Source organism: Shinella yambaruensis, assembly GCF_050859155.1.
GTDB classification, from domain to species: Bacteria; Pseudomonadota; Alphaproteobacteria; order Rhizobiales; family Rhizobiaceae; genus Shinella; species Shinella yambaruensis.
The window spans coordinates 365,119-377,896 of sequence record NZ_CP150639.1; the positions used below are offsets into that span (position 1 = coordinate 365,119).

Here is a 12,778-nt window from a genome sequence, read left to right on the forward strand (position 1 = left end):
AAGGGAGTCCCATGGCAAACGATACGACGGCAAGGCCAACCCACGACCACGTCTTCCTCGGCGCCGACCACAGCCGCAACGAGCGCAGGGTCTGGCTCGTCATCGCGCTGACCGCCGGCATGATGGTGGCGGAAATCGTCGCGGGCACGATCTACGGCTCGATGGCGCTGGTGGCGGACGGCTGGCACATGTCCACCCATGCCGGCGCCATGCTGATCGCGGCGCTCGCCTATTCCTATGCGCGGCGCCATGCGCGCGATCCGCGCTTCACCTTCGGCACGGGCAAGCTCGGCGATCTCGCGGGCTTTGCCAGCGCCATCGTCCTCGCCTTCATCGCCCTGCTCATCGGCTGGGAAAGCGTCCTGCGCCTTGCCGATCCGGTCGAGATCCATTTCGGCCAGGCGATCGCCGTGGCCGTCGCCGGCCTTGCGGTCAACCTTGCCAGCGCCTGGCTGCTGCGGGACGACCACGCACATCACCACCACGGCCACCACGGTCACGGCCATGGCGGCCATCATCATGACCACCATGACGATCATCACCACGACCACGATCACCACCATGCGCACGACCACCCGCATTCGGCGCGCGACAACAATCTTCGCGCCGCCTACCTGCATGTGCTGGCGGATGCGCTGACCTCCATCCTTGCCATCGTCGCACTGCTGCTCGGCCGGAGCTACGGCTGGCTCTGGGCCGATCCGGTGATGGGCGTCGTCGGGGCGCTGGTCATCGTCCGCTGGTCGTGGAGCCTCATCCGCGAGGCGGGCGGCGTGCTGATCGACGCGGTGCCGGAGGGCGGGGCGCTGGCGGAGGATATCCGCACGGTGCTGGAACGCGGCGACGAGCACATCACCGACCTGCATGTCTGGCAGGTCGGTCCCGGCCATCACGCGGCCATCGTCTCGCTCTCATCCCCGCACCCGAAGGCGCCGTCCGACTACAAGGCGCGGCTTGCCCATCTCGGCGGGCTGTCGCATGTGACGGTCGAGGTGCAGCCGGCCTGACCGGGGCCCTGCCTCAGGCGTGGCGCAGCACCTTCAGCACCACGCCGCGGCTCGGCACGGTGCCCGTCTCGCCGGGCATCGAGACATAGGGCGCGGTCTCCTCTGTCCGCGCGAGGATGCCCTTGCGCTCCAGGGCCGCCAGCCGGTCGGAAAAACCGTCGTTCCACAGCGTGTTCTTCACCGTCAGGACGAGGACGCCGCCCGGCCGCGTGATGCGGATGAGTTCCGGCAGGCCCTCGACGCCGACATGGCCCGACGTGAACACGCCGGCCGAGACGATGCCGGCGAAGTGCCCGTCCGGGAAGGGCAGGGGATTGCCGAGGGCGGCGCGGTGCAGGGCGGCATAGACGGCCTTCGCCGCCGCCCGCTGGAGCATGCCGTCGGAAATGTCGAGGCCCTCGACATGGGCATAGCCGAGGATCGCCAGCCATTCGCCGATGAGCCCGGTGCCGGCGCCCGCATCGAGCAGGGGCGCGGCGCCGCGCGGCAGGTGGCGCGCGAGGAGCGCGAGGCAGATCGATGGATGGCGGTAGCCGGCGCTCGCCATGTCGGCGTCGTAGGTCTCCGCCCAGCCGTCGTAGAGGGCCGCGACCTCCTCCGTGCCGCTTGCATTGTAGACCGCGCCGAGTGCACCCTCATGATGTCCGTTTGCCATGGCCTTCCCTCATGTTTTGATGATGATAGCGAAAGGCTGAAATCTGTGAAACCGTCGCGGACGGCCAAAAGGAGGTGTTCATGAGCGAAGAGCGGCAGGCCCTGGATGCAATCGCGAAAATTCCCCTTCTGGAAGGCTATGACGGACCGGTGGAACGGCTCGGCGGCCTCACCAATCTCGTCTTCCGCGTCCGCGACTGGTGCCTGCGCGTGCCCGGCAGGGGCACGGAGGAATATATCGACCGTGGCAACGAGGCCGTCGCCGCGAGGGAAGCGGCGCGCGTCGGCGTGGGGCCGGAGGTCTTTCACGTGGATGCGGCGACCGGGTTGATGCTTACCCGTTTCATTCCCGGCGCGACGACGATGACGCCGGAGGGCTTCAAGGCCGTTTCCGGCGCGCCGGCGCGGGCGGGCGAGGCCTTCCGGCGCTTGCACGACAGCGGCGCGATCTTCCCGGCGCGCTTCGAGCTCTTCGCCATGATCGACGAGTACCTTGCCGTACTCTCCACCAAGGATGTCGCCCTGCCGGAAGGCTATCACGAGGGGCTGCGCGAGGCGGAAACGGTGCGCGCCGCGCTCGCCGCCCACCCGCTGCCCGTCGTCGCCTGCCATTGCGATCCGCTCTGCGAGAACTTCCTCGATACGGGGGATCGCATGTGGATCGTCGACTGGGAATATTCCGGCATGAACGACCCGATGTGGGACCTCGGCGATCTCTCTGTCGAGGCGGAGTTCGACCGGCAGCAGGAGGAGGCGATGATCCGCGCCTATTTCGGCGGCGAGCCGAAACCGGCCGAGCGCGGCCGCATCGTCATCTACAAGGCGATGTGCGATCTGCTCTGGACGCTCTGGGGGCTGATCCAGCTTGCGAACGGCAACCCGGCCGCCGATTTCCGGGCCTATGCGGACGGGCGCTTTGCCCGCTGCCGCGCGCTGATGGCCGATCCGGTCTTTGCCGCGTCGGTGGCGGCCGTCGCGAAGGGATGAAAGATATTTCAGCCGTCGGGCTTGATTTCATGATTTAGGTATGAAATATATTTCATTGTCTGAATTATATTGACACTCCCTTTGCTTTGCGATTAGCTGCCCATACCGGACTTCGAGGAGGAAGTCCGGTCTTCACAGAGATCACCGGCGTCGGAACGACGCCCACGGGCTTTTGGGAGGGGCTTTCGCCCCGGAGGAGGATACTTGCGCACTTTTCTGACGACGACCGCGTTGGCGGTCCTTGCGACGACGCTTTTTGCCGGTTCCGCGGCGGCCGAGACGGAGAACCCGTTCCGCTGCAAGCCGGGCGAGAAATACGTCATGAATGTCATGGTTTCGGGCGTCGAATACTGGTTCCCGGTCTATGAGATGTTCAAGCAGGCCGGCCAGCAGCTCGGCTGCGAGACGGAATATACCGGCACGCCGGAATATGACGTCAACAAGCAGATCGCCACCTTCGACCAGGCGCTGGCACAGAACCCGGCCGGCATTCTCGTCCACCCGATGAACTCCGACCCGTTCATCGAGCCGATCAACCGCGCCATCGACCAGGGCACGGCGGTCGTGACCTTCGCCGCCGACTCGCCGCTTTCCAAGCGCGTGTCCTTCATCACCTCCGACAACACCCGCGAAGGCACCTATGCGGCCGACGCGATCGCCGAGAAGATGGGCGGCAAGGGCGAGTATGCGGTGCTCGAAAACCCCGGCCAGGACAACCACGACAAGCGCATAGCCGCCTTCATCGCCCGCATGGAGGAGAAGTGGCCGGACATGAAGCTCGTCGGCCGCGCCGCCTCCAACCAGGATCCGACCAAGGCCTATCAGGGTCTTTCCAGCATCATCCAGGCCAACCCGAATCTCGGCGCGGTCTTCATGCCGGAAGCCAATTCCGCCATCGGCGCGGCGCAGGCCAACAAGGAAGCCGGCGGCAAGGTCCTCGTCATGTGCGCGGACGTCAACGCCAACATCCTCGACATGATCAAGGCCGGCGAGGTGTTCGGCTCGATCAACCCGAACCAGGGCATGCAGGGCTATATGGGCTTCATGCTGCTGTGGCTCGCCAAGCATCCGGAACTGATCGACCCGATGAACGACGCCAAGCGCTCGGGCTTCAACCCGATGAGCATCCCGGTCGTCGACAACGGCCTGTCCATCGTGACGGCGGAAAACGCCGACGATTTCTACTGGGACAAGTACCTGAAGCGTCGCGGCACCAAGGGTATCGAGGAGTAGTATCGGCGGCTCATGCCTTTGGCCGCTTCCACCGTGGCCCCCCTCTGCCCTGCCGGGCATCTCCCCCTCAAGGGGGGAGATCGGCAAGATGGAGGGCGGTGCCCACATCGAAACGGCCGATGATGGGCGAAGTGCTTCCCCCCATCTGATCTCCCCCCTTGAGGGGGAGATGCCCGGCAGGGCAGAGGGGGGAAGCTATGGACGACGATCTGGAAGGAAAGACGATGGCGGAGCCGGTGCTCACCATTCATGGCGTGACCAAGCATTTCGGGGCGGTGAAGGCGTTGACCGAGGTCGACTTCACGCTGGAACGCGGCGAGGTCCATGCGCTCTGCGGCGAGAACGGTGCCGGCAAGTCGACGCTGATGAACATCATCGCCGGCGTCCTGCAGCCGACCGAGGGCGAGATCCGCGTCGACGGCAAGGCCGTGCGCATCGCATCCCCTGCCGCCGCCCAGGCGCTCGGCATCGGCCTCGTCCACCAGGAAATCGCGCTCTGCCCGGATGCGAGCGTGGCGGAAAACATGTTCATGGCCGCCACCAACCGTCGTCGCTCGCCCTTCATGAATTACCGCGCCCTGGAGCGCGACGCGCAGGCCGTGATGAACCGCCTTGCCGCCATCGACGTCCGCCGCAAGGTGGCGGACCTGCCGATTTCCAGCCAGCAGCTCGTCGAGATCGCCAAGGCGCTGACGCTCGACTGCCGCGTGCTGATCCTCGACGAGCCCACTGCCGCGCTCACCGAAACCGAGGCGCAGCAGCTCTTCTCCATCATCCGCGACCTCAAGGCGAACGGTATCTCGATCATCTATATCAGCCACCGCATGGCCGAGATTTTCTCGCTCTGCGACCGCGTGACCGTTTTCCGCGACGGGCGCTATGTCTGTACCGACCGCATCGCCGACATCACGCCGGATGACGTCGTGCGCCGCATGGTGGGACGCGAGATCACCCAGCTCTATCCGGACAAGCTCGATACGGAGCCGGGCGCGACCATCCTCGAAGTCGATGACCTCGGTGACGGCGACCGTTTCCACGCCGTCGGTTTCACCCTGCGCAAGGGCGAGATCCTCGGCATCGGCGGCCTCATCGGCTCCGGCCGTACGGAGATCGCCGAGGGTATCTGCGGGCTGCGGCCGCACACCGCCGGCACGGTGCGCCTGCATGGCGCGGCGCAGGCGATCCGCGCCTATGCGGATGCGGTGAAGGCCGGCATCGTTTACCTCTCCGAGGACCGCAAGGGATCGGGCGTTTTCCTCGACCTTTCCATCGCGCAGAACATCTCCGTCCTGGACCTGAAATCGCTGACGGGTCCGCTCGGCCTGCTCGACCGCCGCGCCGAGGCGGCGCTGGCGGAGGACTTTGCGAAGCGCCTCGCCGTGCGCATGGGCGGCATCGACGCGCCGGTAAAATCGCTCTCCGGCGGCAACCAGCAGAAGGTGGCCATCGCCAAGCAGCTCGCGGTCAAGCCGAAGGTCATCCTGATGGACGAGCCGACGCGCGGCATCGATGTCGGCGCGAAGACCGAAATTCACCGCCTGCTGCGCGAGCTTGCGCGCGCGGGCATCGGCATCGTCGTCATATCCTCGGAAATGCCGGAGCTGCTCGGGCTCTGCGACCGCGTGCTCGTCGTCCGGGAGGGACGCATCGCGGGGGAACTCGGCGCAAAGGAGATGACGGAGGAGGCCGTGATCCGGCTCGCTTCGGGCCTGGGCACGGCAAGGGCGGCAAACCATGCCGCGTGAGAAGAAACTGGGAGAGACGGGAATGGCAATCGACACGATGGCGGCGGGCACGCCGAAGACATCGTCCTTCAGGCGCATCGGCACCATGCGCGAGGCCGGGCTGATCGCGATCATCCTCGCGCTCTGCGTGATCATGAGCTTCGCCTCGCCGCACTTCCTGACGCTCGGCAATTTCCGCGCCATGCTGATGAGCTTCTCGGTGGAAGGCATCGTCGTCGTCGGCATGACGATCCTCCTGATCGTCGGCGGCATCGACCTTGCGGTCGGCTCCGTCGTCTGCTTCGCGATGGTGCTGTCCGGCTCGCTGTTCCTGGCCGGGCTCGATCCGTGGACGGCCTCGCTGGTCGGCATCCTCGCCTCGAGCGCCATCGGCGCCGCCATGGGCTTTTTCGTGACGGTCGTCGGCCTCAACCACTTCATCACGTCGCTGGCAGCCATGGTGATCGTGCGCGGCCTCTGCCTCATCATCACCAAGGGCACGCCGCTCTCGCTCTTCACGCTGCCGGCCGGCTTCAAGGCGGTGGGGCAGGGCACCTTTTACGGCGTGCCCTATGTCATCCTGATCTTCGTCGCCGTCGTCATCCTGTTCGATTTCCTGCTGCGCCGGGCGACCGCCTTCCGCAAGGTCTTCTACACCGGCAGCAACGAGAAGGCCGCGCTCTATTCCGGTATCAAGACCAACCAGGTGAAGTTCTGGGTGACGGTGCTGTGCTCGACGCTCGCCGGTGTCGCAGGCGTCATCTACATGTCCCGCTTTGGCGCGGCGACCCCCACCTTCGGCGTCGGCATGGAGCTCAACATCATCGCGGCAGCGGTGATCGGCGGGGCCTCGCTCAATGGCGGTTCGGGCACCATCCTCGGCGCCATCCTCGGCATCGCGCTGCTCTCGGTCGTCACCTCTTCGCTGATCCTGCTCAATGTCTCGGTCTACTGGCAGGACATGATCAAGGGCTGCATCCTGCTCGCCGCCGTCTCGATCGATCATTTCCTGCACAAGCGGAAGGCCGCCTGACATGCCGATCGCCAAGTTGAAACCCAAGACCACGGCGCCGCGCGAAGAGATCGTCATCGCCCGCCAGATGCACCAGGCGCTCGTGCTGCACTTCCTGGAAGGCCTGACGCAGGCGCAGATAGCCGACCGGCTCGGCCTGTCGCACGCCACCGTCAACCGCCTCATCAAGCGCGGCCGCCAGCTCGGCCTCGTCGAGATCAAGATCAAGTCGCCGGTCGAGCCGCTGGTCGACATGGAGGAGCGGCTTCTGGCGCTCGGCGGCATCAGCCGCGCCGTCGTGGTGCCGACCGTCTCCGACAATCCGCAGACCGCCTTGCAGGCGGTGGGGGAGGCCGCCGCCCGCCTGCTGCTCGAAGAGATTGCCGACGGGGACACGATCTGCATCACCGGCGGCAAGGGGGTCAGCGCCGTCGTCGCCGGCCTGCAGGCGCCGCGCCGCTTTGATGTCGAGGTCATCCCCGCGACGGGCTGCGTGCAGGGAAAACACTATACGGACGTCAACCATGTCTCGACGCTGATGGCCGAACGGCTCGGCGGGCGCTCCTACCAGATCCACGCGCCGCTCTTTGCCGACGATGCCGAGCAGCGGGAAATGCTGATGAACATGCGCTCCGTCGCCGACGTCTTCCAGCGGGCGCGCGAGGCGAAGGTGGCCGTCGTCGGCATCGGCTCGATCCTCAGCCCGGACTCGACCTATTACGACCTGCATCCCTCGTCGAGCGAGGACCGCAAGGCCATCGAGCATTCCGGCGCGAGCTCGGAGCTTCTCGCCCATCTTCTGGACGGCGAAGGCAGGCTCTGCGACTACAGCCTCAACCGTGCGCTGGTCTCGCTGACGCTTCCGGAATTCGCCTCGATCCCGACGAAGATCGGCGTCGCGAGCGGCTTCAACAAGGCCGGCTCCATCCTCAGCGTCCTGCGCGGCGATCATCTCGACACGCTCGTCACCGACGAGGCGACCGGCGCGCGCATTCTTGAACTGGCATCCGAAGAAGGGATTTCCGCATGAGCGGCGAACAATTGATCCGCGACATCGGGCGCTCCGGCGTCAAGGCGTCGGCCGTCGGCCTCGGCACCTGGGCGATCGGCGGCTGGATGTGGGGCGGCACGGACGAGGCGCAATCCATCGCCGCCATAGAGGCCTCGCTCGACGCCGGCGTGACGCTCATCGACACGGCGCCCGCCTATGGCCTCGGCCGCGCGGAGGAGATCGTCGGCAAGGCCATCGCCGGACGCCGCGACAAGGCGGTGATCGCCACGAAATGCGGCCTCGTCTGGCATACGCAGAAGGGCAGCCACTTCTTCGACCAGGACGGCAGGCCGGTCCATCGTTATCTCGGCCGGGACGCGATCGTCCACGAGGTGGAGGAGAGCCTGCGCCGGCTCGGCACGGACTATATCGACCTCTACATCACCCACTGGCAGGACGCGACGACGCCGATCGCCGAGACGGTCGCGGCGCTGGAAGAGCTGAAGACGGCCGGCAAGATCCGCGCCATCGGCGCGAGCAATGTCAACCGGTCGGAGCTCGAACAGTACATTGAGACCGGATCGCTCGACGCGATCCAGGAGCGGTTCAGCATGATCGATCGCAAGATCGAGGCGGACCTGCTGCCGCTCACCGTTCGAAACGGCGTGGCGACGCTCAGCTATTCCTCGCTGGCGCTCGGCCTGCTCTCCGGCACGATCGGCCCGGATCGCGTCTTCTCCGGCGACGACCAGCGCAAGGACAATCCGCGCTTCTCCGTCGCCAACCGGCAGAAGGCGAAGGCCTTTTCCGACGCCATCCGCCCCGTCGCCGAGCGCCATGAGGCCAGCATCGCCCAGGTCGTGATCGCCTGGACGCTGGCGCAGGAGGGCGTGACCTTCGCGCTCTGCGGCGCCAGGAACCCGGAACAGGCGCTCGACAATGCACGGGCCGGCACGCTGCGGCTTGCGACGGACGATCTGGCGGCCATCGACACCGCCATTACGGCGCACCTCGTCTCCATGGACGGATAACGGACTGCCATCATGAACCGGAAACAGACATTGGACGGGCTGCGCCGGAGCCCGAAGGTGGACGTATGCGTCCTCGGCGGCGGCATCAACGGGCTCAGCGTCTTCCGCGAGCTGGCGCTGCAGGGCGTCGACGTGCTCCTCGTCGAGAAGGCCGACTATTGTTCCGGTGCGAGCGCCGCCCTCTCGCGCATGGTGCACGGGGGTCTGCGCTATCTCGAAAACGGCGAGTTCAGCCTCGTCAGGGAATCCCTCGTCGAGCGCGACCGTCTCTTGCGCAATGCGCCGCACTATGTCGCGCCGCTGCCGACCGCGGTGCCGATTTTCGGCATCTTCTCCGGCCTTGCCAACGGCATCGTCCGCTTCCTCGGCCTCACCCGCCGCCCCAGCCGCCGCGGCGCGATCGCCATCAAGACGGGGCTCGGCATCTATGATTTCCTGACGCGCGAGCGGGCGCTGATGCCGAGGCACCAGTTCCGCAGCCGTAGCGCGACACTCGAAAAATGGCCGGCGCTCAACCCGGCGATCCGCAATTCGGCGACCTATTACGACGCCTGGGTCAGCCATCCCGAACGCCTCGGCATCGAGGTGCTGCGTGACGGCCTTTCCGGCGGGGAGCAGGCCCGGGCGCTCAACTATGCGACGATCGAGGCGACCGGCGGCGGGCGCTACAGGCTGCACGACGGCCTCACCGGCGAGGCGCTCGCTCTTCAGCCGCGGATCATCGTCAACGCGACCGGCGGCTGGGTCGACATCGCCAATGCCAGCCTCTTTCTCGCGGACAGCCGGCCCGAACCGCTGATGGGCGGCACGAAGGGCTCGCATCTCATCATCGACAATCCGGCGCTGCGCGACATGCTCGACGGCCACATGATCTATTACGAGAACGAGGACGGGCGCATCTGCATCCTCTTCCCCTATCTCGGCAAGGTGCTGGTCGGCTCGACGGATATCCGCGTCGACGATCCCGGCACGGTGCGCTGCGAGGCGGACGAGCGGGACTACATCCTGCAATCGCTCGCCTTCGTGCTGCCGGGCATCCGCATACGTCCGGAGGAGATCGTCTTCCAGTTTTCCGGCGTGCGCCCGCTGCCGGCGAGCAAGGACAGCTTTACCGGCCGCATTCCACGCGACCACTTCTGCACCGTTCTCGAAGGGCGCGACGGCGGGCCGCCGGTGCTGTGCATGATCGGCGGCAAATGGACGACGTTCCGCTCCTTCGGCGAACTTTCCGCCGATATGGCGCTCGACCGGCTCGGCCTGCCGCGCCGCATCGACACGGCGGATCGTCCGCTCGGCGGCGGGCGGGACTATCCGGAGGACGGCGACGGTTGGGCACGGGCGCTCTCGGCCTCGACGGGCCTTTCCCTGGAACGGGCCGCGACGCTGTTTGCCCGCTACGGCACGGATGCGCGCGACATCGCCCTTTTCATCGCCGCCGGACCGGATCATCCCATGCCCCATCCGGCCTACAGCGCCCGCGAACTTCTCTGCCTCATCCGCTGCGAAGCGGTCGAGCATCTGGATGATTTGCTCCTGCGCCGCACCGCGCTTGCCATTACCGGCGAGCTCTCGCTCGCCATGACGGAGGCCGCACTCGACGTGCTGGCTGCCGAAAAAGGCTGGCCCGCGGCGCGCAGGGCCGAGGAGCGATGCCGTTTTCTGACCCTCCTGCGCGAGCGCCACGGCGTCGCGGAGGAAACCCTTTCCGCACGGAACGAACAAAGGAGTGATGTATGCGAGACAACCGCAAGGTCCGGATGAACCGGCTGTTCGGCTACGGTCGTTGCCTGGACGTGGCGATCGATCACGGCGTGTGCAACGAGCCGTCCTTCCTCGACGGGCTGGAGGACATGCCGGCCGTGGTGAAGGCGCTGGTCGATGCGAGGCCCGACGCGATCCAGATGAACTACGGCCAGGCCGACCTGTTGCAGGGGCTTTCCGGCAAGGACAAGCCCGCCCTCGTCATGCGCATCGACATGGGCAATCCCTATAACCGCATCCGCCATCGCGACATGTGGGCCGTGCTGCAGAATGAGGCGGAACCGCTCATCGGCGCGCTGGAGATGGATGCGGCCTGCGTGGTGGTCAATCTCTTCATGCTGCCGGACGAGCCCGACCTCTTCCGCCAGTGCGTGCAGAACATCGCGCGCGTCCGGGCGGATTGCGAGAAATACGGCATGCCGCTGATGATCGAGCCGCTCGTCATGCAGCCCGTCACGGAGCGCGGCGGCTACATGGTCGATGGCGATGCGGAGAAGATCGTCACCCTGACGCGGCTTGCCCGCGAGATGGGCGCCGACATCGTCAAGGCGGACCCGACCACCAATGCGGAGGATTTCCACCGCGTCGTCGAGGTGGCGCGCTGCCCGGTCCTCGTGCGTGGCGGCGGCAAGGAGGACCTTCGCGCGGTCTTCGACAAGTCCGCGGCCTTGATGCGGCAGGGCGCGGTGGGCATGGTCTATGGACGCAACATCTACCAGCACGCCAATCCGAGCGCCGTGGTGCGGGGCCTGATGGCGATCATCCATGCGGATGCGAGCGGCGAAGAGGCTTTCGCGCTTTACCGGCAGGGATAGGGTGAAACGAACCTTGGGAGGGGTTCAGCATGACGGATTATCTGTTGGGGCTCGATGCCGGAAACACCGTGATCAAGGCGGTGATCTTCGACCGGACGGGCCGGGAGCTGGCGCATGCGGGCGAGGAGGGCCATAGTCGCATGCCGAGCCCCGGCCATGTCGAGCGCGATCTCGGCGAACTCTGGGCCAATGCGCGGCACGTCATCCACACCTGCCTCGACAAGGCGGGCATTGCGGCCGGCGACATCGCCGCCATCGGCTGTGCCGGCCACGGCAACGGGCTCTATGCGCTCGACCGGGCGGGCGAGCCGCTCATCGGCATCCAGTCGCTCGACACGCGGGCGACCGGCCTCGTCGAGGCGTGGCTGGCCGAGGGTGTCGGCGACCGGACCTATCCGATCGCCCGCCAGCGCCCCTGGCCGTCGCAGACGCCGACCCTGCTCACCTGGCTGAAGCGTTACAGGCCGGAGCTCTTCCAGCGCATCGGCACGGTGTTCTTCTCCAAGGATTTCGTCGTCAACCGCCTGACGGGCCAGCGCGTCAGCGAGGTCTCCGACATGTCCGGCGCCGGCCTCATCGACCTTGCGGCCCGCCGCTACGACCGGGCGCTGATGGAGGCCTATGGCCTCGGCGATTGCATGGACCTCCTGCCGCCGCTCATCGAAAGCGCCGACATTGCCGGGCGGGTGACGGCGGCGGTGGCGGCGGAGACCGGCCTTGCCGCGGGCACGCCCGTCATCGGCGGGCTCTTCGACGTCGTCGCCTCGGCGCTCGGTTCGGGCGTCTCGCGCACCGGCAGCGCCTCGATCATCGCCGGCACCTGGAGCATCAACCAGGTCGTCATCGGCGGTCCGGATCTCGACGGTCCCGTCTTCATGTCCTCGACCTTCGACCGGACCCGCTACATGGCGATGGAAAACAGCGCCACCTCGGCGGCCAATCTCGAATGGCTGGTGCGGGAGTTCTTCGAGGGCGACCACGCGGCGGACATCTCGCCCTTCGACGCGTGCTGCGCGCATGCCGCGGCGGTGGAGCCCGCGGCGGACGATCCGCTCTACCACCCCTATCTCTACGGCGCCCAGCAGGACGGCCATGCGCGGGCGGGCTTCTACGGCATTGCCGGCTGGCACACCAGGGGGCATCTGGTCCGCGCGCTGCTCGAAGGCGTCGCCTTCGGCCACCGCCAGCATGTCGAGGCGATCCGCAAGGCCGGTGCGACTTTCGAGGAGGCGGTGCTTTCCGGCGGCGGCGCGCGCAGCAGGCTCTGGCCGCAGATCTTTGCCGACGTGCTCGGCGTGCCGGTCTCCGTCGCCGTCTCGCACGAGACGGGCGCGCTCGGCGCGGCGATTGCGGCAGGCACCGGGGTCGGCCTCTTTTCCGATTTCACCGACGGCGCCAATGCCATGGTGCGGACCGACCGGCACTACAGGCCGAACGGCGCGCTGTCGGCCCATTACGACCGGCGCTACGCCCTCTACAGGGACATCGGCGAAGCCATGACGCCGCTGTGGCGGCGGCTCTCGGCGTCTCGGGACATGGCACCAGGAGTTGCAGCGTGACCGT

At 66.8% G+C, this 12,778-nt stretch carries 11 protein-coding genes; 10 read left to right on the forward strand and 1 reads right to left on the reverse strand.

Annotated features, from left to right (window positions below; all coding sequences use genetic code 11):
* The first annotated feature begins 11 nt into the window (after nucleotides 1-11).
* On the forward strand, nucleotides 12-1,007 hold the full coding sequence (gene dmeF / locus WMC41_RS24080) for a CDF family Co(II)/Ni(II) efflux transporter DmeF (RefSeq protein ID WP_432349291.1): 996 nt from the start codon (nucleotides 12-14) through the stop codon (nucleotides 1,005-1,007).
* Nucleotides 1,008-1,020: 13 nt separating this feature from the next.
* Here dmeF and WMC41_RS24085 read toward each other — a convergent pair whose 3' ends face one another.
* On the reverse strand, nucleotides 1,021-1,662 hold the full coding sequence (locus WMC41_RS24085; RefSeq protein ID WP_432349293.1) for a class I SAM-dependent DNA methyltransferase: 642 nt from the start codon (nucleotides 1,660-1,662) through the stop codon (nucleotides 1,021-1,023).
* 80 nt (nucleotides 1,663-1,742) lie between these two features.
* Between WMC41_RS24085 and WMC41_RS24090 the strand changes: the two genes are divergently transcribed.
* The 9 genes from WMC41_RS24090 (at nucleotide 1,743) to WMC41_RS24130 (ending at nucleotide 12,774) form a co-directional block, all read left to right on the forward strand.
* A complete protein-coding gene (locus WMC41_RS24090; protein ID WP_432349294.1) occupies nucleotides 1,743-2,648 on the forward strand; it encodes a phosphotransferase in 906 nt (301 codons plus the stop codon).
* A gap of 204 nt (nucleotides 2,649-2,852) precedes the next feature.
* Nucleotides 2,853-3,881, forward strand: a complete 1,029-nt coding sequence (locus tag WMC41_RS24095; RefSeq protein ID WP_133034068.1) for a substrate-binding domain-containing protein — start codon at nucleotides 2,853-2,855, stop codon at nucleotides 3,879-3,881.
* Between the two features lie 224 nt (nucleotides 3,882-4,105).
* Complete coding sequence (locus WMC41_RS24100; RefSeq protein WP_244766655.1) at nucleotides 4,106-5,626, forward strand: sugar ABC transporter ATP-binding protein; 1,521 nt, start codon at nucleotides 4,106-4,108, stop codon at nucleotides 5,624-5,626.
* Between the two features lie 22 nt (nucleotides 5,627-5,648).
* Nucleotides 5,649-6,638, forward strand: a complete 990-nt coding sequence (locus WMC41_RS24105; RefSeq protein WP_244766484.1) for an ABC transporter permease — start codon at nucleotides 5,649-5,651, stop codon at nucleotides 6,636-6,638.
* Between the two features lies 1 nt (nucleotide 6,639).
* Nucleotides 6,640-7,647 carry a sugar-binding transcriptional regulator gene (locus tag WMC41_RS24110; protein ID WP_272807836.1) on the forward strand — a complete coding sequence of 336 codons (1,008 nt, stop codon included), beginning with the start codon at nucleotides 6,640-6,642 and terminating at the stop codon, nucleotides 7,645-7,647.
* On the forward strand, nucleotides 7,644-8,639 hold the full coding sequence (locus WMC41_RS24115) for an aldo/keto reductase (protein ID WP_432349296.1): 996 nt from the start codon (nucleotides 7,644-7,646) through the stop codon (nucleotides 8,637-8,639). Before WMC41_RS24110 ends, WMC41_RS24115 begins: the two co-directional genes overlap by 4 nt.
* Before the next feature lie 12 nt (nucleotides 8,640-8,651).
* Complete coding sequence (locus tag WMC41_RS24120; protein WP_432349298.1) at nucleotides 8,652-10,400, forward strand: FAD-dependent oxidoreductase; 1,749 nt, start codon at nucleotides 8,652-8,654, stop codon at nucleotides 10,398-10,400.
* A complete protein-coding gene (locus WMC41_RS24125; RefSeq protein ID WP_432349300.1) occupies nucleotides 10,373-11,215 on the forward strand; it encodes a class I fructose-bisphosphate aldolase in 843 nt (280 codons plus the stop codon). Before WMC41_RS24120 ends, WMC41_RS24125 begins: the two co-directional genes overlap by 28 nt.
* Nucleotides 11,216-11,244: 29 nt before the next feature.
* Nucleotides 11,245-12,774 carry an FGGY-family carbohydrate kinase gene (locus tag WMC41_RS24130; protein WP_432349302.1) on the forward strand — a complete coding sequence of 510 codons (1,530 nt, stop codon included), beginning with the start codon at nucleotides 11,245-11,247 and terminating at the stop codon, nucleotides 12,772-12,774.
* Nucleotides 12,775-12,778: the final 4 nt, after the last annotated feature.